The 23,987-nt window shown below is 35.8% G+C and carries 14 protein-coding genes; 9 read left to right on the top strand and 5 right to left on the bottom strand.

The window, feature by feature from the left end; genetic code table 11:
- The first annotated feature begins 9 nt into the window (after nt 1-9).
- The 6 genes from mdh (at nt 10) to Q0845_RS26130 (ending at nt 7,983) form a co-directional block, all read left to right on the top strand.
- Complete coding sequence (gene mdh / locus Q0845_RS26155; RefSeq protein ID WP_298520514.1) at nt 10-936, top strand: malate dehydrogenase; 927 nt, start codon at nt 10-12, stop codon at nt 934-936.
- 136 nt (nt 937-1,072) lie between these two features.
- A complete protein-coding gene (locus tag Q0845_RS26150; RefSeq protein WP_298520511.1) occupies nt 1,073-1,726 on the top strand; it encodes a DUF4412 domain-containing protein in 654 nt (217 codons plus the stop codon).
- 79 nt (nt 1,727-1,805) lie between these two features.
- Entirely contained in the window at nt 1,806-2,774 is a 969-nt protein-coding gene (locus Q0845_RS26145) for a hypothetical protein (protein ID WP_298520508.1), read from the top strand.
- A 103-nt stretch (nt 2,775-2,877) separates the two neighbouring features.
- A complete protein-coding gene (locus Q0845_RS26140) occupies nt 2,878-3,513 on the top strand; it encodes a hypothetical protein (RefSeq protein ID WP_298520506.1) in 636 nt (211 codons plus the stop codon).
- A 222-nt stretch (nt 3,514-3,735) separates the two neighbouring features.
- Nucleotides 3,736-6,786 (top strand): protein translocase subunit SecDF, encoded by a 3,051-nt coding sequence (gene secDF, locus Q0845_RS26135; protein ID WP_298520503.1) that lies wholly within the window; start codon nt 3,736-3,738, stop codon nt 6,784-6,786.
- 96 nt (nt 6,787-6,882) lie between these two features.
- The gene (locus Q0845_RS26130; RefSeq protein WP_298520500.1) at nt 6,883-7,983 is read left to right on the top strand and encodes a DUF2855 family protein; all 1,101 of its coding nucleotides are present in this window, start codon (nt 6,883-6,885) and stop codon (nt 7,981-7,983) included.
- 7 nt (nt 7,984-7,990) lie between these two features.
- On the opposite strand, the gene Q0845_RS26125 is transcribed toward Q0845_RS26130, so the two are convergent.
- The 5 genes from Q0845_RS26125 to folE form a co-directional block, all read right to left on the bottom strand.
- Entirely contained in the window at nt 7,991-8,470 is a 480-nt protein-coding gene (locus Q0845_RS26125) for a DUF192 domain-containing protein (protein WP_298520592.1), read from the bottom strand.
- Entirely contained in the window at nt 8,470-9,462 is a 993-nt protein-coding gene (lgt, locus tag Q0845_RS26120) for a prolipoprotein diacylglyceryl transferase (protein WP_298520497.1), read from the bottom strand. The genes Q0845_RS26125 and lgt overlap by 1 nt, the downstream gene beginning before the upstream one ends.
- Nucleotides 9,463-9,536: 74 nt before the next feature.
- Complete coding sequence (yidD, locus tag Q0845_RS26115) at nt 9,537-9,776, bottom strand: membrane protein insertion efficiency factor YidD (RefSeq protein ID WP_298520590.1); 240 nt, start codon at nt 9,774-9,776, stop codon at nt 9,537-9,539.
- 32 nt (nt 9,777-9,808) lie between these two features.
- The gene (gene cysS, locus Q0845_RS26110) at nt 9,809-11,293 is read right to left on the bottom strand and encodes a cysteine--tRNA ligase (protein ID WP_298520494.1); all 1,485 of its coding nucleotides are present in this window, start codon (nt 11,291-11,293) and stop codon (nt 9,809-9,811) included.
- A 25-nt stretch (nt 11,294-11,318) separates the two neighbouring features.
- Nucleotides 11,319-11,999 carry a GTP cyclohydrolase I FolE gene (gene folE, locus Q0845_RS26105; protein ID WP_298520491.1) on the bottom strand — a complete coding sequence of 227 codons (681 nt, stop codon included), beginning with the start codon at nt 11,997-11,999 and terminating at the stop codon, nt 11,319-11,321.
- Nucleotides 12,000-12,362: 363 nt separating this feature from the next.
- Here folE and Q0845_RS26100 point away from each other — a divergent pair, with 363 nt between their 5' ends.
- The 3 genes from Q0845_RS26100 to Q0845_RS26090 all read left to right on the top strand — a co-directional run.
- Entirely contained in the window at nt 12,363-12,797 is a 435-nt protein-coding gene (locus Q0845_RS26100; RefSeq protein ID WP_298520489.1) for a hypothetical protein, read from the top strand.
- A 10-nt stretch (nt 12,798-12,807) separates the two neighbouring features.
- On the top strand, nt 12,808-20,412 hold the full coding sequence (locus Q0845_RS26095) for a T9SS type B sorting domain-containing protein (RefSeq protein ID WP_298520487.1): 7,605 nt from the start codon (nt 12,808-12,810) through the stop codon (nt 20,410-20,412).
- A gap of 210 nt (nt 20,413-20,622) precedes the next feature.
- Nucleotides 20,623-23,987: choice-of-anchor L domain-containing protein (locus Q0845_RS26090; protein ID WP_298520485.1), on the top strand; the 3,365-nt coding region annotated here is incomplete at its 3' end.

The following is a 23,987-nucleotide window of genomic DNA, read 5'->3' as shown; positions in this document are numbered from 1 at the left end:
TATAAAAATATGAAAGTTACAGTTGTAGGAGCAGGAGCAGTAGGTGCTAGTTGTGCAGAGTATATTGCAATCAAAAATTTTGCTTCAGAAGTCGTTTTATTAGATATCAAAGAAGGATTTGCAGAAGGAAAAGCTATGGATTTGATGCAAACAGCTTCTTTAAATGGTTTTGATACAAAAATCACAGGAAGTACAAGCGACTATTCAAAAACAGCTGGTAGCGATATTTGTGTAATTACTTCTGGAATTCCACGTAAGCCTGGAATGACACGTGAAGAATTAATCGGAATCAACGCTGGAATCGTAAAATCAGTTTCTGCAAGCTTAATAGGGCATTCTCCAAATACAATCATCATTGTAGTAAGTAATCCAATGGATACAATGACTTATTTAGTTCACAAAACAACTGGATTGGCAAAGAATAAAATCATTGGAATGGGTGGAGCTTTAGATAGTGCTCGTTTCAAGTACAGATTAGCAGAAGCTTTAGGAGCGCCAATTTCTGACGTAGACGGAATGGTAATTGGAGGACACAGTGATAAAGGTATGGTTCCATTAACGGCACATGCAACACGTAACAGTGTCAAAGTTTCTGAATTCTTATCAGAAGAGCGTTTAAATCAAGTAAAAGAAGACACGAAAGTTGGTGGAGCTACATTGACAAAATTATTAGGAACTTCTGCTTGGTATGCACCAGGAGCTGCAGTTTCAGGATTGGTTCAAGCAATTGCTTGTGATCAAAAGAAAATGTTCCCATGTTCAACATTGCTTGAAGGAGAATACGGATTAAACGATTTATGTATCGGAGTTCCTGTAATCTTAGGGAAAAACGGAATCGAAAGCATCGTAGAAATTGACTTAAGTGAAGCAGAAAAAGCACACTTAGAAGCAAGTGCAGAAGGTGTTAAGAAAACAAACGGATTACTAGAATTATAGTACTCGTTATTTATAAAAAATACCCTAAAACCTCATCGTTAATCACTTTGAGGTTTTTTTATATCCATAAAAATGTAACATATTTGCACAAATAGATACAAACCTTAATAGTTGTAAATAAACAAAAACTAAAAACATGAAAAAAATATTAGTACTTGTAGCATTGACATTCAGTGTAATGGTTTCTGCTCAAAAAGCAATCACAGAAGGAAAAATTACTTCTAAGCAAACAATATCTACAGATAATGAGCAAATGCAAGCACAATTAGCAATGCTTGGTGATATGGAAACAATTACATTATTCAAAGGGCAAAGTTCAAGATCTGAATTAGACAACCCAATGTCTGGAAATGTAACAACAGTTATCAATGCTGATACAAAAAAGATGTTAGTTTTAATGGACAATCCAGCATTAGGAAAAATGTATAGTGTAGATGATATTTCATTAAGCGAAGAAGATTTAAAAAGTGTTACAGTTACCAAAGGAAGTGATACTAAAACGGTATTAGGATATACATGTCAAAAATACACAACATCTATTACGAAAGATGGTGTTAAAGTAGAAATGATATTATACACAACAGAAGCTATTCCAGTAGTTTCACAACAAACAACAGCATTAGGAGATAAAATAAAAGGATTTCCTTTATATGCTGAAATGAAAATGAACCAAATGGGAATTGACATGACAGTAACTACTGAAGTGACTAAAATTGAGCCACAATCAGTTTCTTCTGAGTTATTTAGTACAACTCCACCAGAAGGATACAAAAACATGAAAGGTCAATAAAATTTGATCCTTTAAAGTATACAAGGCTGCAATGTACTACATTGTAGCCTTTCTTTTTTCATTAAATTCAGTCTTAGTTATGTATAAAAAACACCTTATTCGTTCGTTATTTTTAGTCTTAATTTATATCACAATGGCTTGTGAAACAGTTTCTCATAAACCTACGTATAGTATTCAGATTCAAATAGAAGAAGCTAATTTGACACAAGACGAAAAAACGCGTGCTATAGCAAATATTCAAAATCGTTTGGAATCTGCCGGAGCAAAGGATATTACTATTACGGAGCAAGAAGAGCAAAAAGTTACGTTTAATTTTCATGGGAAAATAAAACCTCAAAAATTGCGTAGAAGCTTTGCTGTTTCAGGGAAATTAGAGTTTTTTGAAGTATGTAATGAGCATGAAATCCTTTATCGTTATTTGAGTGAAATACACGGGAATCAAAAAGGAGGGGATTTGCTTTCTGAAGTAACAGAAGATATAAAAACCGTTGATGATATTCTGGGAATTAGGGTGTTAGGCGGTTATGCAGGTCCTGTTTTTGCAACGGTTTCCAGAGAAAATAAAAATATAGTAATTGAAAAATTATTAAAAAAAGAACCAGTTTCAATACATGGATTAGAACAAAGAGTTAAATTTTTGCTTGGGAAAAGTAATCGTGAAAATCAGCACGAAATATATGCGGTATATGTAAGCTCAGAAAATAAAGCGCCTATTGATGGCAGTTATGTAATTGACGCGTATGCTGAAGAGTCAAATTATGGTGATTCGTATGTGGTAAGTATCCAAAAAAATAAAGAAGGAGCAAAGATTTGGGAAAAAATGACAGAGAAAGCTCATATGAATCAAGGAAACATAGCAGTGGTAGTTGATAATTTGGTGTATAGTGCTCCATCTGTATCGGTTGGGAAAATTACAGGAGGAATGTCTCAAATTTCATCAAATCTAAGTAAGGAGCAAGCGACAACTTTAGCAGCAGTTATTCGTTCAGGTTCCATTCCAAAAATGAAAATTTTACAAGAAAGTATTCTGAAGTCATACAAGCAGTAAAACTAAAATTTTCTGAGGATAGTATGATAAAATCCAATTACTTAAATCAAAATTAATTACCAAAACACTGCGTAAGTCTCTTCTTTATTTTTATATTTGGCGCATGATTGCAAAAAAGTATTTTAGTGCTTTAATAATCCTCTTAACGCTGCTTGGTTTTTACAAGGAGCAAACACCTGCGCCAAATCAAGAAATTGAACTTCAATTTGCGCAAGGTGCTTCTGTTTCTCAACAAACGGAGGAAGTAATTCAGGCAATCAAACAGCAGTTGCAAACTTTAGGTGTTGCAAATATTCAAGTACGTCAATTAGCAAATGATACGCTTGCCATTGCATATTACAGTAATGAAGATGTATCAGCAATCAAAGAGCTTCTAGTGGAAAAAGGTTTTGCTTCCAAAAAGCAATTGCCACAAATACCAACAGAAGATCAAACAGAAAATTTTCAAGCGTATGCTACAGTTGATAGCTATAAGTTAGATATCTACGAGTTAAAAACGACTGCCGATTCATTTCTTGGTACGCATGGAAAATTCATTTTAGACTTACAAAAAGAATTCGATAAATCTCCATCTCCAAATTCATTTGCGAATGCCAATTCGTTTATTGCTGGAGATGTGAATACCATTTCAATAGCATTAACCTATAGCGAATCTGGCTATACGGTAATTTTTAAAGAAAACACACCTTATGAAATTCCTGATGTTCGCGCAGGACCTTCTACAACTACACTTTCCTAAGTTTTTAATCATACTTTGATTTTCGATTTACGAAAGTATCTCACCGTATATACATGTCAAAAAACTATTCAAAATAGTGTATAAACATGTCAAATAGTGTTGTTTTGTCATAGATGAAAAAGCACTTAAAATCACAATCAAATCACAAAAAAAATAATTGTCAAATATGACGGTAAATGATATATTTGCCCGTTTAAAAAATTTGACCAAAAACACTGAATAATGCAGAACAAAGGACTCGTAAAATTATTTGCGATTTTATTCGGATTGGTAAGTATTTACCAATTGTCATTCACATTTATCACGAATAAAATTGAAACAGATGCAAAAACCTATGCGGTATCGCAAGTGCCGAAACCGACAGAAGGTGCAGACACAAAAGAAAATGCAGACGCTAGAAGTCTTGTAGAAAAAACATACTTAGATTCTATTAACAGAAATGAGCCAATCAACTTTGGATTTACAAAGTTTACTTATGATGAGGCTAAAGAAAAAGAATTAAACAAAGGATTAGACCTTAAAGGTGGAATCAACGTAATTCTTCAAATCTCGGTAAGAGACATCCTTTCTGGATTGGCAAACAAAACAGAAAATGAAACATTCAATAAAGCTTTAGATAGAGCTGACGAATTACAAAAGGATGCGCAAGAAGATTATGTAGAGTCTTTCTTTAGAGCTTTTGACGAATTAAAGCCAGAAGGTTTAAAATTAGCGGATCCAAGTATTTTCTATACAGCATCTTTACAAGAAGAATTAAAGAAAGAAACATTCAACACGCCAGATGATGTTGTTCAGAATGTAATTAGAAGAAAAGTAGATCAATCAGTAGTATCTGCAAAAGAAGTATTAAACAAGCGTATTGACCAATTTGGGGTAACACAACCAAACATTCAGCGTTTAGGAACTTCTGGACGTATCTTGATTGAATTGCCAGGAGCGAAAGATGTAATTCGTATTGAAAAATTATTACAAACTACAGCAGAATTAGAGTTTTGGAAAACAAATAACAATACTGCTGAATTACTTTCTTATTTAGCTGCAGCTGATGCAAAATTAAAGGAGCTTCCTGAATTTGCTGTAGAAAAAGAAAAAGATACTACAGATGTTGACTTAGGAGATTTGACTACTTCTACAGAGCAAGATTCTATTGATGTAATTAGACCATTATTAGGTAAAATGATTCCTTCTCGTGTTGGAGTAAACAATGGTGGTGTTGTTGCTTCGATTAAAGAAGATGATAAAGCTGAAATTACAAAATTACTTGCAAATCCAATCTTAAAGCAAGTATTGCCTGCAAACTTACGTAATGTGCGTTTTGCCTTTGGAAAAGAGGTAGATGCAAACGGGAGAATACAAATGTATGCATTGAGCGGAAAGCGTAAAGGAAGAGAAGCTACGCCACAAATGAAAGGTGATGTAGTAGATGCAGCATCACAAAGCTATGGAAATGACAATAAGCCAAACGTAAACATGCAAATGAATGGTATTGGTGCTAAGCAGTGGGAAAAGCTAACAGGAGAAGTACATGAAGAAAATGGAAACATTGCGGTAGTATTAGATAATATTGTATACTCTGCACCAAGTGTAACTAGAGGAGCAATTTCTGGTGGAAATACTGAAATCTCTGGAAACTTTACAATTGCAGAGGCGCAAGATTTAGCAAACGTATTAAGAGCTGGTAAATTACCTGCAAAAGCTGAAATCTTACAATCGGAAGTAGTAGGACCTTCATTGGGTCAAGAAGCGATTAACAGTGGTTTAATGTCGTTCTTAATTGCCTTAGCTTTGGTATTAGTTTGGATGGTATTCTACTATGGTAGAGCTGGACTTTTTGCAGATGTCGCTTTGGCGTTTAACATCTTATTAATCTTTGGTGTATTAGCGAACTTAGGAGCTGTATTAACATTACCTGGAATTGCCGGTATTGTATTAACCATTGGTATGTCGGTGGATGCGAATGTACTTTTGTTTGAAAGAGTTCGAGAAGAGCTTGCCAAAGGAAAATCGTTACAAGAATCAATCAACCATGCATTTAGCTGGAAAGGAGCAATGTCTTCTATTTTTGATGCCAACATTACAACAGGTTTAACGGCTTTAATCTTATTCTTATTCGGTACAGGACCAATTAAAGGTTTCGCAACTACCTTATTAATCGGTATTGCTACCTCATTATTTACTGCAATCTTTATCACAAGATTATTAATTGACTGGTATACTGCCAAAGGAAAAATATTAGCATTCTCTACTGGTGTTACAAAGAACTTATTCAGAAACATGAATATTGAGTTCTTGAAGAAGCGTAAAATTGCATACATCGTTTCAGGAGTTATAATTGCTATTGGTTTATGGTCAATTACACTTGGAAATAAATTAAATCAAGGAGTTGACTTCGTTGGAGGGCGTTCGTATCAAGTACGTTTTGAAAAGACAGTAAGTCCACAAGATGTTAAAGCTTCGTTGCAAAATGTATTTGTAGATGGAGAAAATGCAGTATCGTTAGAAGTAAAAACTTTTGGAGATGATAATCAGTTAAAAATCACTACGAACTATAAAGTAAATGAAACAGGAACTGATATTGATGACGAAATTAAAAATAAGCTACACCAAGGTTTAGCGTCTTACTTACCTGCAGCAATGGATTATGAAAAATTTGTTGATGGAGCAGAAGACAAAGCAGTCGGAATCATGAAGTCTATCAAAGTAGGACCAACGATTGCGGATGATATCAAGAAAGCATCATTCTGGGCAGTATTAGGTTCGTTAGTAGTAGTATTCTTATATATCTTATTACGATTCAGAAGATGGCAGTTCTCTCTTGGAGCAGTTGCTGCAGTATTCCATGATGTATTAATCGTATTAGGAATCTTCTCATTAGCATGGAAATATTTACCATTTACAATGGAAATCAATCAAGCATTCATTGCCGCGATATTAACGGTAATTGGATACTCGCTGAATGATACCGTGGTTGTATTTGATAGAATCCGTGAGTTTATGAATGAAAATGCGAATTGGAAATTTAGCAAAGTTGTAAACGCTGCCTTAAATAGTACCTTAAGTAGAACGTTGAATACATCATTAACTACGTTAGTGGTATTATTGGCGATCTTTATTTTCGGTGGAGAATCTATTAGAGGATTTATGTTTGCCTTAATCATTGGTGTAATTGTAGGTACATATTCATCGATGTTTATTGCAACTCCAATCATGTATGATACGATCAAAAAAGGAGATGTCAACAAAGGATTAGAAGAAGGTGAAGCGAAAGCATAAGCATTTCTTAATTCTTGTATAATATAGAAAAACGCTGCTCATATGAGCAGCGTTTTTTGTTAGATAATTTTTATATTTATCAAAACTCATTTCAACGTGATAACTATTAAAGCTTTAGATTTTACGGTAAAAATTGACAATCTTCAACAGGTGAAGTTGGTAGAAAAAATGTATACGGATGAACTATTAGCGAATCAAGTGCTTTTAGAAATTGATCAATTTTCATTTACTTCTAATAATATTACTTATGGTGTTGTAGGAACGCAAATGAATTATTGGGACTTTTTTCCAACGCAACCTGGTTATGGAATCATTCCTGCTTGGGGAATTGCCAATGTTGTGGCTTCCAATCATCCCGATGTGCATGTTGGGGAGCGATTTTATGGCTATTATCCTATGAGTTCTCATGTATTGGTTACCATTCAGAAGGCTAGTAGTAAAGGTTTTGTGGATAGTTCTTCGCATAGACAAGCGCTGCCTCCAATCTATAATTTTTATACGAATACAGCGCAAGATTCAGTATTTACTCCAGAAACAGAAAAGTTAATTTCTATATTTCGTCCGTTATTTGTGACCTCTTTTTTGATTGATGCATATTTAGCAGAACAGCATTTTTATAAAGCTTCTCGAATACTAATTACAAGCGCTTCCAGTAAAACGGCGCAAGTGTTAGCCTGTCTATTGGCGCATCGTAAAAAAGAAAATGATTTGTCGTGGAATCTTATAGGACTTACCTCAGAAAAGAATATGGAATTTGTGGAACAGTTAGGTTGGTATGATCAAGTGATGAGTTATGATTCAATAGCACAATTAAATACGAATGAAAAATTTATAGTCATAGACTTTGCTGGGAATCATAATACTCAATTCCAATTGCAAACATTATTACAGGAAAATTTGGTATATAATTGTTTGGTAGGACTTGTTGATTGGCAACATCTAAAAGGTGAAAATCCACTTCCTAAAAAGGGTGAATTTTTCTTTGCTCCATCGCATGCAGAAAAACGTAAAAAAGAATGGGGAATATCAGGATTTCAGCAAAACATTGGCATCGCTTGGCAACAAACTATAAAGGCAATTCAATCAACAATTTCGATTAAAGAATACGTAGGAATTCAAGAGTTAGAAAAACTATATTCCGATATGTTGAATGGGAGAGTTGATCCCAAGCATGGAAATATTGTCAGTTTAAAATAAGATGAATCTAAAACTTTACAAACGTAGCTGTATCGCCAATTTCTAGCAGCCATTTTTCAGCCAAACCAGCATTTACTTCTAAAACATACATTGCAGGAACTTCTGACGGTAATCCAGCTTCATTTAAAGGTTCAGCGTTTTCTTGAAAGCTCACTATTTTTTTATTTTCATCCAGATAAATAATATCTAAAGGAATGTATGTGTTTTTCATGTAGAAACTCTGCGGACGTGAATATGGAAAGATAAAAAGCATGGCTTGATTTTCTTTCATAGACTTACGGTACATCAATCCAGTTTGAATTTCATAATCAGTTTCTGCAAATTCAATATCGAGCGTTACAATATCTTCACCGCTTACTTTTGCTAAAGTCAATTCACCTTCTTTGGTAAATGCAATATCTGCCGTTTGAACTTTTGCGTTATTATTAGATTCTCCACAAGAAACAAGTGCGGTAGCAATGCACAATAGTATGATTAATCTTTTCATCACGAAGTAGTCGTTTTAGATGTATTTACATCTGTCTTATTTGTATTTCTAAACATAAAGTAGAATCCAGCAATGATAAAAGGTATGCTCAACCATTGCCCAGTACTTAAGATATTTCCAAATTTGTCTTCAAATCCTCCTTGACTTTCCTTTACGAATTCGACTAAGAAACGAACAGTCCATAAAAGCACTAAAAACAATCCGAAAATATATCCTTGCTTGTTTTTCTTTTCTGTTTTCCAGTAAACATACCACAAAATCAGAAACACGAAAACATAACAAAAAGATTCATACAATTGCGCAGGATGTCTAAAAGGTATATCGTTTAATGTATCGACAAATTGTGGGTTATTGGCAATTGCTTCATACGCGGCATCACTTGTTGGTAAATTGGTGATATTCATCGCAGTTTTTGGATGTAAGTCGCTTGCATTTCGAATAAAACGAACAGCTGTAGGAAATGATTCTGCTACTGTTTTTCCAACAATTTCAGAATTAAAAAAGTTTCCTATACGTACAAAAATACCACCAAGCGAAACTGCAATTACAATTCGATCTAAAATCCAAAGTAAACTTTTATATTGGTATTTTCTTCGGTATAAATACATGGCAACAATAATTCCAATTGCTGCTCCGTGACTTGCTAAACCTGCAAAACCTGTAAATTTATATCCTTCAATAAATCCAAATAAAGTTGCGTTTGCATCTGCTTTGATTGGCAGTAATATTTCGATTAAATTGTTTTGGTAATAATCCCAATTATAAAAGAATACTTCTCCCAAACGCGCACCTAACAACGTTGCAATAACGGCATACATAAATAAGGAATCTAATAACTTTGTTTCAATGCCTTCTTTGTCGTAAATCTTTTTAGTGATGTAGTATCCTAAGCTGAATGCGATGATAAACATTAAGCTATAATATCTGATTTGAATTGGCCCTAAATTCAATAAAACTTCACTAGGATTCCAGTTGATACTTAGTAGGTGCATAAATGGTATAGTTTATAAAATGTAAATATAGACAAACCAAACGGAAATCAAAGGATGTAAATTATAAAGGAATGTTATTTTTTAGGCAGCTCGTCAGGCACAGGATCATGACCGCTTCCACCAAAAGGATGACAGCTAAAAATACGTTTGACAGCTAATTTTCCACCGCGAAACAAACCGTGTTTTTGCAAGGCTTCTGCTGCATAATGCGAGCAAGTAGGTGTATATCTACAGGCTGCTGGTGTGTACGGTGAAATGGCCGCTTGGTAAAAACGGATGATTAATAAAAAAGGATATGTTAGAATCTTTTTTATGACTGTTTTTTTTAGATCGAATCTATTTAAATTTATGAAACCGAAAACGAAGTTCCGTCTTTTCCATCTTTCAACTGAATGCCTAAAGCTAATAATTCATCACGAATTTTATCGGAAGTCGCAAAGTCTTTATTGGCGCGCGCTTCATTTCTCAAATTGATCAACAATTCAACTACGCCAGTAAGTGCATCGCCATCATCAGATGAACCTGTTTGTTGCTCTAAACCTAAAATGTCAAATACAAATGTATGCATGTACTTTTTAAGTTCAACTAAAGTTTCAGGTAAAATAGTTGCTTTTCCATCTTTTAACTGATTGATGTACTTGACAGCTTCAAACAAATCTGCAATTAAAATTGGTGTGTTAAAATCGTCATTCAGCGCATTGTAGCAATTGCGTTTCCAAACGTCAAAATTAAAACTAGTTGTATCGCCTACAGGTTTTAAATTATCTAAAGTTTTAATAGCTTCCATGAGTTTGTTGAAACCTTTTTCAGAAGCTAATAACGCGTCATTACTAAAATCAAGAATGCTTCTATAGTGTGCTTGCATCATAAAGAAACGAGCAACACTTGGAGCAAATCCTTTCGATATATTTGGATTGTCTCCAGTGAAAATTTCACCAGGAAGAATATTATTTCCTGTCGATTTCGCCATTTTTTTACTGTTCATTGTCAGCATATTAGCGTGCATCCAATAATTTACAGGAGTGGTTCCGCAACAAGCTTCATTTTGAGCAATTTCAGATTCGTGATGAGGGAATTTTAAATCCATTCCGCCACCATGAATATCAAATCGTTTCCCTAAGTACTTTGTGCTCATTGCTGTACATTCTAAATGCCAGCCAGGAAAACCGTCGCTCCAAGGTGAAGGCCAACGCATAATATGAGTTTCTTCGGCTTTTTTCCAAAGAGCAAAATCTTGTGGATTCTTTTTATCGCTTTGCCCATCTAATTCACGTGAATTATTAACGAGATCTTCTAGGTTGCGCTTACTAAGTACGCCGTACTCATTTGTTTCATTAAATTTATGTACATCAAAATACACCGAGCCATTCACTTCATATCCATATCCATTAGCTATGATTTCTTTTACGATTTCAATCTGTTCAATAATATGTCCCGTAGCAGTAGGTTCAATACTTGGTGGTATAAAATTGAATTTTTGTAAAATTTCATGGAAATCAAGTGTATATTTTTGAACAATTTCCATAGGTTCTAATTGTTCCAAACGTGCTTTCTTAGCAATTTTATCTTCACCTTCTTCAGCATCATCTACCAAATGACCGACATCGGTAATATTTCGTACATAGCGTACTTTATATCCAAGATGTTTTAAATATCTAAAAATCATATCAAATGACATGAACGTTCGTACGTTTCCTAAATGCACATTGCTATACACCGTAGGACCACATACATACATTCCAACGTGACCTTCATTAATAGGTTTAAAAACTTCTTTTTGGTTTGTGAGGGAATTGTATATTTTTAGTTCTTGTTCTTGATATAATTTCATGGTAATTAATAAAAAAATGTATGTATTAAAATTTTGTATCTAATTTAATATAATCTAGGAATTCTAGGCGAGTTTTTTCATTTTTAAATTTTCCGCCGAATTCTGCGGTTACAGTACTGCTTTCTATATCTCTGATTCCGCGAGAGTTGACGCATAAGTGTTTGGCGTCAATAACACAGGCAACATCTTCGGTTCCGAGTACTTTTTGCAACTCTTTAACCACTTGAATCGTTAAACGTTCTTGTACTTGTGGTCGTTTTGCATAATAATCAACCACACGATTCATTTTGGAAAGTCCAACCACGGTTCCATTAGAAATATAAGCAATATGTGCTCTACCAACTATAGGAAGTAAATGATGTTCGCAAGTAGAGTAGACGGTAATATTTTTTTCTACCAGCATTTCATTATACTTATACTTATTATCAAAAGTAGAGGCTTTTGGTTTTCTATCAGGATGCAATCCGCCAAAAATTTCTTTCACAAACATTTTGGCTACTCTATTAGGAGTTCCTTTAAGACTATCATCAGTCATGTCTAATCCTAAAGTTTCCATAATATTTGCAACATCTTTTTTGATGCTTGCTATTTTCTCCTCATCAGTTATGTCAAAAGCATCTTCACGCAATGGCGTGTCATAGGAAGTCATGATGTGATCGTCTCCTATTGTTTGTATTTCTTCTTCAAGCGCTTTATCTATTTTCATCGATTTTGTATTTCATTTATCTAAAAAAAATGTAGTCCAAATATTTAACAATAATGTAAGATGTAAAACTCCGTTGTACTAAAGAATCGGGACTTGATTTTTTTCAAAATTTAACAAGACTGCAAAGATAATTAAATATTGCATATGAATTGGTTGAACGTGCCGTAAATAAATGTGTTAAAGAACTATGTATATCACAAAATTTTCTTAATTTTCCGCGATTCAAAATAAATTTTTTAACACAATGTCGGATTTTTATAGATGTTGTTGTTATATATAATGTAAGGAAAAAGGAGGTTTTATTTAACAAAATAGTAACAACTCCATTTCAAATTAATAATGTTAGATACAAACATGACTATTATGCGTAAAATCTATGTATGTATGATGTTCCTATTTATAGGGCTATGTATGAATGCACAATCTCAAAAGGATTCATACAAATTTAAGGAACATCAAGTAGATAACTTCATCAAGGAAGTTTATGGAGACCAAGCTCAAAAATTGGTCTTTTCTAATCAGAAACGTTACCAAACTTTAAGAAAGTTGATTGTTGAGCGAATGCAAATCGTGAGACAAGCTGAAGTACGTGGTAAAAAATATCCAAAAATCACTGATGGAGGAATGCTAAACATGTATAATAAAAGTTTAAAGCACGAAGGCTTTACCAGCAAAAATACATTCAATCCTTTAAAATACAATCTTGAGTTTTTTGATATCAATGCACTCAGAGCGTATCGAATAGACAACACTGAATATCTTTTAATTATTCAACCACAACCTAAATTACAAAACTAAAAATATAGAGATGAAAAAAATATTTCTCTTACTTCTTATCGCCCCAATATTTTGTTTCGGACAAGATATTCTCATCGAAAACGGTACCTTCAATATATGTCAAGGTACTTTCCTAGATACTGGAGGTGGCGGAGCAGGACAATACTCAAATGACGAAAATATCGTAATGACGATTTGTCCAAACAACCCAGGAGACAAAGTACAGTTAGATTTTACCTCTTTCGCTGTACAAAACATGTCTGATAACATGACCATATATAATGGTGATAGTACTGCAGCAACTGCTTTTGGTACATTTACAGGAACAGCGAGTCCAGGAATTGTAATTGCTACCAATGATAATGCTTCAGGCTGTCTTACGATAGAATTTATCTCTGATGCCGCCGGTGTAAATATTGGATGGGCAGCAGAAATTTCGTGTGTAACACCATGTCAAACCATTGTTTCTCAATTAGATTCTTCAGTGCCAGCTGCAGATGGAAACAATATTATAGAAATATGTCAAGGTGATACGGTAACGTTTAACGGAAGTGCAACATTTACTTCCGATGGTACTGGCGCACAATATCAATGGGATTTTGGAGACGGAAATTCAGCAGACGGTCAATCCGTAACGCATACGTATGCCAATCCAGGAGCGTTTATTGTCAATCTTAATGTAACAGATACAAATAACTGTACCAACGACAACTTAATTAATCAAGTAGTGCGTGTTTCTACCACACCAGATTTTACAGGGACAGAAGCTACAGATCCATTTATATGTTTTGGAGATGATACAACAATAACTGGAGTTGTAAATCCAGTACCATTTATCGTAGAATGTACGCCGCCTGTTAGTGGACAAACATTCTTACCAGATGGAAGTGGAGTTTCGTATGAAACTTCGATTCCTGTAGATTGTTTTGAGTCTGATCAAGTATTAACAGCTGGAGCAGAATTATTGCAAGTATGTTTAAATATTGAGCACTCATTCTCTGGAGATTTAGATATTACCATCATCAGTCCAAATGGACAAGAAGCAGATTTATTTGTGCAAGCTGGTGGAGGAACATACTTTGGAGGTGCCAATGATGACGGATCAACAACACCAGGTGTCGGAGCTGATTACTGTTTCTCTTTAAGTGGAGCGGTAACTTTAGCAAATGCACCAACAATCACAGCGGGTTCAAATCCTCCAGGAAACTCATGGCAACCTGGTACATATTTACCAGTAGATTCAAATGGATTTGATGACCTTATCGGAAGTCCATTAAATGGAAACTGGACGATTAGAGTTACAGATAACTTAGCAATTGATAATGGATATATATTTAATTGGAAATTAGATTTCGATCCATCAATCTTACCTGCAGATGAATCATTTACACCAGTTGTAGTTTCAGAAGGATGGCAGCCAGATGCATCTATCACAAATACTACAGGAAATGTAATTACAGTACTGCCTACAACTGCAGGACAGCACTGTTATACGTATGAAATGACAGATGATTTAGGATGTACATATACAGAAACAGTTTGTATTGATGTAACTCCAGAAATCAACAATGCACCAGCTTCAAACTTATCTGTATGTTCTGCGAATACTACAGAAGTTTTCGATCTTACTGTAAATACAGCACAAGTATTAGCGCCTATCGCAGATACTACTGATATGGTGGTTACGTATCACTTATCACAAGCTGATGCAGATGCAAACACAGGAGCATTAACATTAGCACAAGCACAAGCGTATACAGGAAGTGATGGAGAAGAAATTTTTATAAGAATCTCATACACAGGAACAACAGCAATTGACTGTTTTCAAACAGAATCTTTCACATTAAACATTGGAAGTCCTACTGCAAACGTAGTTCCAGATTTAGTACTTTGTGATATTGGAAATGATGGTGTAGAAGAATTTGATCTATGTGCACAAACCTTATTAGTATTAGGAACACAAGATCCAGCAGATTACACAGTAACATATCATGATACACAAGCAGATGCAGACAACAATGTTAGTCCGCTTACATGTTTATACATGAATACAACGAACCCTACAGACGATATATATGTAAGAGTTCAAGATAATAACAGTGCAACTTGTTTTGCAGTGACTTCATTTAATTTGGTGTTAAATCCAGAACCAACGTTAACAACGCCGCCAAATATGGTAGTTTGTGACGATGCTTCGAATGATGGAGTGGAAATTTTTGACTTAACAACGCAAATTCCAATTATCTTAGGAACACAAAACCCAGCAGACTTTACAATCAGTTTCCATGCGACTCAAGCAGATGCTGATGCGAATGCAAGTCCGTTACCTTCAATGTATTCAAATGTAAATTCTACTGATTTAATTGTAGTAAGAGTTGAAGATAATACTACAAACTGTGTTTCTACAGTACAATTCAATGTAGTAGTAGATGCATTGCCAATAGCAAATCCAGTAGCAGATATCACGGTTTGTGATGATGATTCAAATGATGGAACAGAAACTTTTGATTTGAATGCGTTAAATGTTCAAGTATTAGGAACACAAGATCCAGCACTCTTTACAATTACGTATCACTTATCACAAGCAGATGCGGATTCAGCAACGAATCCATTGGCGAGTCCATACAATAATACAGCTGCATGTGAGCAAATATATGTGCGTATTGAAACCATAAACAATGCAACATGTTTTGATACAACGAACTTTGAAATATGTGTAGATTATCAACCTACAGCGGTACAACCTGCAAATATTGTAGTCTGTGATGATGCTACTAATAATGGAACAGAAACATTTGACTTAACAGCGCAAATTCCAGTAATTCTAGGAACGCAAAACGCAGCAGATGTAAATATCAATTTCCATACAACGCAAGCAGATGCTAATACTAATTCAAATCCAATATTAAATCCAGCTTCATATACAAATGTAAATGGAACAGATACAATATATGTAAGTGTAACAAGTACAGATGCAACAAATATCTGTGCTACAACTACAAGTTTTGATGTTACAGTAAATCCATTGCCTATTGCAGTTGTGCCAGCTACATTGCAAGAATGTGACGATGATACAGACGGATTTATTGGATTTACACTAACCAATGCAGATGCAGAAATCTTGGCAGGTCAGACGTCTACGGATGCAATGACAATTACATACTATGAAACAATAGTAGAAGCACAATCAGGTGTTGGGACACCATTAATGTCTCCATACACGAATATGGTGGCTGTGAATGATGCGGTATTTATTCGTATTGAAAATACAGTGACTGGATGTGCAAATACTTCAATCTTAAATTTACAAGTAAATCCAGCGATTATTGCAAATACACCAGCAAACTACAGTGTTTGTGATGATACGAATGGGAATGATACAGATGGTTTAGGAACGTTTGATTTATCAACGTTAGATGCTCAGATTTTAGGAGCGTTGGCTGGAACGGCAACAGTAACATATTATGAGACAGCAGCATTGGTAACGCCATTACCAACGATATACACCACAACTACTGCAGGAGTTCAGGTCATATTTGCTCAAGTTGTGGATAATATAACAGGTTGTTCAGATGTGGTGCAAGTAACGTTAATTACAGATCCATTACCAAATTTAGATAATATTCCGCCAATGATTGCCTGCGATTTTAATAGTCCTGGCGATATGATGGAAATGTTTGATTTGACTACGCATACCACTGTGGTGGAAAATGGGCAAGTAGGATTAACGATTAGTTATCATCTTAGTGAAGCAGACGCTGATGCAAATGCTGGAGCAATTACAAATCTTACAGGAACGGATGGACAACTTATTTGGGTTCGTGCTGTAAATCCTCTTGGATGTGTTCAGGTAGGAAACTTCGAATTGCAAGTTCCTCAATTGCCAGTAATAGCTGTTCCAACAGACTTAGAAGCCTGTGATGATGAAACGGCTGATGGAATTGCACTTACAGATTTAACGGTTAAAAATGATGAGATTACCTTATCGAATCCAGATTTAAATGTTTCTTATCACTTAACAGCAGCAGATGCTGATGGTGATATGAACGCACTTGTAATGCCTTATGATAATACAGCGACACCAACAACCTATACTGTTTTTGTACGTGTAGAAGATATCAATACAGGATGTCATGTAGTAACGCAATTAACGGTAAACATCAATGATACGCCGGCAGTTTTCCCTGCAACACCTCTAGAATACTGTGATACAGACAATGATGGAATCGGAATCTTTGATTTGACCAATGCTGAAAATGAAATCACGGGAGGTGTATTGCCAGGTCAGGTAACAGTGACCTATCACGAAACACCAGAAGATGCAGACAATGATGTGAATGAAATCCCGAATGAAACGGCTTACGGAAACATCAATCCATACAATCAAACCATTTATGTACGTGTTGAAAATGTCTTAACAGGTTGTTTCAATGTGGTTTCTTTAGATTTAATCGTACATGATTCTCCAGAGATTGCTGCTTTAGATGCAACAAGTTTAGCAGAATGTGATGATGTAACTGCTGATCAGATTGCACAATTTGATTTAACAGAAGCAGAGATGGATATCTTAAACGGAGAAGATCCAACCACACACACGGTTCGTTACTATAACACGCAAGCCAATGCTGTGGTAGGAACAACTGTTGGAGAGATTAACAATCCAAATGCTTATAGCAACATCCCACCAAGTCCACAAGTGATTTGGGTAAGAGTAGAAGATCAAGTAACAGGATGTTTTAGTATTACGAATTTAACACTGATTGTCAATGAACTTCCAGTGCTGATTCAATTACCAGGCTTAGAACTGTGTGATGCGATTACTTTAGATGATCAAATCGAAGTATTTGATTTAACTTCATTAGCAGAAGACTTAGTGAACAATGTACCAGGCATTAGCTTGATATACTATGGAAGTGCAGCAGATTTAGCAAGTGATACACCAATCCTCAATCCATCAGCCTATCCAAATGCGGTTGTGGCAGTACAAACGATCTTTGTATTGGCTACTAATGATACGACAGGTTGTCAAAACACCATTACCTTTGATATTCGTGTAAATCCACTACCAAGTCCAACCTTAGATCCAAATGGACTGCTTTTAGCAGATACCTGTGATGATGACAATGATGGTTTTGTAGGTACAGATTTAGATGCACTTGTCACTGCTATTGTGAACATGGAGCCGGATGTAGTCTATAGCTTCCATGAAACAGAAGCAGAAGCGATTGCTAACTTAAATGCACTAACAAGTCCATACACAAACATTGTAATGGATAGTCAAACATTATATGTGTTAGCCACCAATACGGTTACAGGCTGTTTTACAGTGACACCATTACAGATCAATGTGATTCCAATTCCAGAAGTTCCAATCAACATCACTGATTTAGAAGTATGTGATGATGCAGCGAGCTTGGATGGTTTTGCGATGTTTGATTTGACGCAGACTCAAATGGAGATCTATGGCACACAAACACCAGGAGCTTTAACACTAACTTATCACGAGAGTGAACAAGATGCAATCGATGATGTATCTCCAATAGTGAATCTAACGGATTATATCAACATTACAGTGAATCAACAAACGATCTGGGTACGTTTAGAAGACAATGCTACAGAATGTTATGCTATCGGAAGTTTTGATATCATAGTTGTGCCACCACCAGTGCTGGTACAACCAACACCTTTCTCACTATGTGATGATTTAGAGAGTGGCGATGAGAGTGATGAGATCAGTAGTTTTGATCTAACGGATAAATACACAGAGATCACAGGAGGAGATACTAGTTTAACACTTACGTACTATGCTTCATTAGCAGACTTAAACGCAGATACTCCAATAGCTGATCCAACGGCTTATCAAAACATTAGCAATCCACAAGTATTATACATCAGAGCAGCCAATGCCGCAGGATGTACTACCGATATCACGATGACACTTCGTGTACTTCCAATTCCAACACCAAACACAATGCCTGCAATCTTAGAGGCTTGTGATGATGATACAGATGGAGATGCAACCAATGGAATCTTAATCTTTGATCTGACACAATCAGAAGCAGAGATTGTCAACAATGAGAGTAATGTAACGGTAAGTTACCATACCACACAGGAAGACGCAGACGCAGATACCAATCCAATAGCTGACCCAACGATGCATGCCGTAGATATGGCAACAGCAGATGTGAACGGACAAGTAATTATCTATGTAAGAGTAGAGAGTGATATTCAGATTGATAGCAATATGTTACCATGTTACAAGGTGGTAGAGCTGCCTGTAATTGTACATCCATTACCAGAACTTACAGCAACGGCATTTACTTATGTATTCTGTGAGTATGACAATGACAATGTAGGACAATTTGAATGGGATGTAGTGACAGCTTCATTAGACTTGTTAACTGCTCCACAGATGGTGGCTGACTTTACAGTGACGTATCACTTAACAGTGGCAGAGGCATTAGCAGGCACAGGAGCTTTAGTAAACGGTTTTGAGAATATGAGTGATCCACAGACAATCTTTATCAGAGTGGAGAATACAGCAACAGGATGTGTAAACACCAACAATATTGCTAGTTTAGAACTCAGTGTAGAGCCAATCCCAACGGCAACAGCACCAGACACGTATCAACTATGTGCAGTAGATGAGGCAGATCAAGATACAGCAGTGTTTGATCTAACAACCTTAGATGCAGATATCATTAATGGACAATTGAACATGGCGGTTTCTTACTATGAAACAGCAACAGATGCAGATGCGGATATCAATGCGATTGCTAATGCAACGAGTTATACCAACACAGCAAATCCACAGACCTTGTATGCAAGGGTAAGACAAACCATCACAGGCTGTCTATCTGATCCAGTACTAGTGAACTTACAGGTGAATCCATTACCAGTCTTCACATTACCAGCAGATGATATCTTATGTGTAGATGCAGCTACAGGAACTACTCAAGATGGACCATTCATCGGAGAAGATCAAGGAGCAGGCTTTACTTATCTATGGAATACTCCAAATGGAATCTTTAACACCGCAACAGTGCAAGTAACCACGGCAGGAACCTATAGTTTAGTGATTACTGATAACAACTTCCCAACAAACTGTAGTTATAGTGATAGTGTGACGTATGAAGCATCCTCAGCACCAGCTAGTTTAGATGTACAGATTACCACACCAGCCTTTGCAGACACACACAATGTAATAGCAACTGCAACAGGAGGATCAGGCGTGTATGAATACCAATTAGATGATGGAGAGTGGCAAGAGACAGGAGAGTTCTTAGACTTACAACCAGGAGAACACACGGTTACTGTGAGAGACACCAATGGTTGTGGGGAACTGGTAAGAACCTTTGAACTGATTGATTATATGAAATTCTTCACTCCAAACGGAGATGAGTACCATCCAACATGGAACATCATAGGACTTAGAAACCAACCAAGTGCTAAGATTTACATCTTTGACAGATATGGAAAACTATTAAAACAGATCAGTCCAGCGGGAATCGGTTGGGACGGAACCTTCAATGGTTCACCAATGCCATCACAGGATTACTGGTTTAGAGTGGAATATGTAGATCCGTTTGATGGTTCGCCAAAAGAATTTATCAATCACTTTACTTTAAAGAGGTAATTTGAAATAATTATCGAAATAAAAGCAAATATGAATAGAAATAACAAAGCCGAAGTATATAAAAACTTCGGCTTTGTTGTAAATACCGTTAAAAATATCAACAAGTGATAGGGTTTTTTGCTTGTTTGTTGTTAAATAAATAGAAGATTAATCTTCTTATTAATATATTTGAGATTAACTATACCTAAACTAACTAGAAATACTTTTTTTATGAGGGCAAAAATATTACTTGTTCTACTGCTTTTTATTGGGCAGCAAGCATATTCTCAGACGATCACCGTAGATGATACAATGACTCCAGAAGAATTAGTTGTAAATGTTCTTTTTCAAGATGTTTGCGGAAACGAACCTACTAACATCCAAGTAACAAACCATAGTGGAGCAGATAACCTAGCAGGAGAAACAAATGGAGCTAACCTAGGTTTTGAAAGTTATGGCTATTTTGACACTGGCGCAGCAGCCTTTCCATTTACAGAAGGAATTATCTTAAGTAGTTCAAGTATAGTAGCAATTCCAGATAATGGCGGTGCTTTTATGAGTTTTGGAGGAACAAGCTGGGAAGGAGATGCCAATTTAGAATTACTTGCTGGAGGAGGAAATACATTTAATGCGACTGCTATCGAATTTGAATTTGTGCCCTTATCAGATCAAATTAGCTTTCGATACATACTAGCTTCAGAAGAATATACAACAACGTCAAACTACCCTTGTAGTTTTGCAGATACATTTGCGTTTATATTAAGCGGACCAGGAATTGCAGATTCAAACTTGTACGATCATGATGCAAACCCTGCAACTCCAGATCTAGATATAGATTTAGGAGGAAGAAATATTGCGTTATTACCAAATTCAAACATTCCTGCAAGTATCACAAACATTCATACATTTACTTGTGGTCCAGGATTGGGACAATTTGCATTTCCTCAATATTATGATACGCCAGGAAGTAATAATGGTTCTACAGCGTTTGATGGACAAACAATTCCGTTAAAAGCAGAAGCAACGGTAATACCAGGAGAAACATATACAATCAAATTAGTAATATCTGATTATATTGATTCTTCATTTGATTCTGCTGTATTTTTAGAGGGAGGAAGTTTTGATATTGGAGCTTTTGATCTAGGTCAAGATAGATTGTTAACAACGGGAAATCCAATTTGTGAAGGAGAATCTATAACATTAGATGCAACATCACCTTTAGATACAGCAACGTATGCATGGTTTAGAGATGGTGTCGAACTTACAGGAGAAACAAACCCAACATTAGATGTAACTATACCAGGAACTTATTCAGTAACTGTTTCAATCTCTTCAAACTGTAGTACGCAAGATAGTATTGTGATCGAATTTGCGCCTGTTCCAGTAGCTAATCAGCCAGGTAATTTATTAGAATGTGCGGCAGCTGGAGTTACGAGTGTAGAGTTTGATTTGTCATTAGTGAATAATGATGTATTGCTTATGCAAGATCCAACAATGTTTAACATCTCTTATCACAGTACACTCGATGATGCAGAAATGGATATGAATCCATTGCCAACACTTTACACGAATGGTGTGAGCCCAGAAACAATATTCGTAAGAATAGAAGATTTATCTGGAATGTGTTTTGATACGACCACTTTTGATTTAGAAGTTTATGAACTAGCTGTAGCAAATCCAGTAGCAAATGTTATAATTTGTGACGATGACTCAAATGATGATGTAGCAAACTTTACATTGACAGATTATGATGTGCAGGTTTTAGGGACACAAGATCCAACACTATTTACAATAACATATCATGGTTCTATGGATGATGCATTAAATAATGTAACTCCTTTAGGTCCTGCATTTACAAACACTTCAAATCCTCAAACAATCTACGTAAGGATTGAAAATAACGCAAATACTTCTTGTAACGATATTGGACAATTTGATATTCAAATAAATACGCAACCTATTGCAAATCTGCCTACCAATATGGCAGCTTGTGATGATAATGGAGATGGGAATGAAAATTTTGATCTTACAACACAAGAAGCAGTAATATTAGATACACAAGATCCAGCTGATTTTAATATTACTTTCCACAATACACCAGAAGATGCGACAATGGATGTAAATCCAATACTTACTCCAGCAGCGTATACAGGAACAGACATGGAAATAATACATGTTAGAATAGATAGCACGGAACCAGGAAACACTTGTTTTGCTACAACAAACTTTACGTTATCTGTAAACCCATTACCAGTTCCAGTTGTACCAACAACCATAGAAGAATGTGACGATGATACAGATGGATTAGTTGGATTTACACTAACCAATGCAGATGCAGAAATCTTGGCAGGTCAGACATCTACGGATGCAATGGCAATCACATACTATGAAACATTAGCAGAAGCACAATCAGGTGTTGGAACGGCATTAGTCTCTCCATACACGAATATGGTGGCTGTGAATGATGCGGTATTTATTCGTATTGAAAATACAGTGACTGGATGTGCAAATACTTCAATCTTAAATTTACAAGTAAACCCAGCGATTATTGCAAATACACCAGCAAATTACAGTGTTTGTGATGATACCAATGGAAATGATACAGATGGTTTAGGAACGTTTGATTTATCAACGTTAGATGCTCAAATTTTAGGTGCTTTAGCAGGAACTGCTACAGTAACATATTATGAAACAACGGCGTTAGCGACACCATTACCAACGATATACACTACAACTACTGCAGGAGTTCAGGTCATATTTGCTCAAGTTGTGGATAATATAACAGGTTGTTCAGATGTGGTGCAAGTAACGTTAATTACAGATCCACTTCCAAACCTAGACAATATTCCTTCATTAATAGCCTGTGATGTTGATAATCCTGGTGATATGATGGAAATGTTTGATTTGACTACGCATACCACTGTGGTGGAAAATGGGCAGGTAGGATTAACGATTAGTTATCACCTTAGTGAAGCAGACGCTGATGCAAATGCTGGAGCAATCACAAATCTTACAGGAACGGATGGACAGCTTATTTGGGTTCGTGCCATGAATTTATTAGGATGTGTGCAAGTAGGAAGCTTTGCTTTGGAAGTACAACCTTTGCCATTAATAGCTGTTCCAACAGACTTAGAAGCCTGTGATGATGATACTGCCGATGGAATTGCACTTACAGATTTAACGGTTAAAAATGATGAGATTACCTTATCGAATCCAGATTTAAATGTTTCTTATCACTTAACAGCAGCAGATGCTGATGGTGATATGAACGCACTTGTAATGCCTTATGATAATACAGCGACACCAACAACCTATACTGTTTTTGTACGTGTAGAAGATATCAATACAGGATGTCATGTAGTAACGCAATTAACGGTAAATATCAATGATACGCCGGCAGTTTTCCCTGCAACACCATTAGAATACTGTGACACAGACAATGATGGAATCGGAATCTTTGATTTGACCAATGCTGAGAGTGAAATCACGGGAGGTGTATTGCCAGGTCAGGTAACAGTGACCTATCACGAAACACCAGAAGATGCAGATAATGATGTGAATGAAATCCCGAATGAAACGGCTTACGGAAACATCAA

This window comes from uncultured Kordia sp. (assembly GCF_947489565.1).
Taxonomy (GTDB): Bacteria; Bacteroidota; Bacteroidia; order Flavobacteriales; family Flavobacteriaceae; genus Kordia.
The sequence above is the reverse complement of the archived record's forward strand: the minus strand, read 5'-3'. Positions and strand labels throughout refer to the sequence as shown.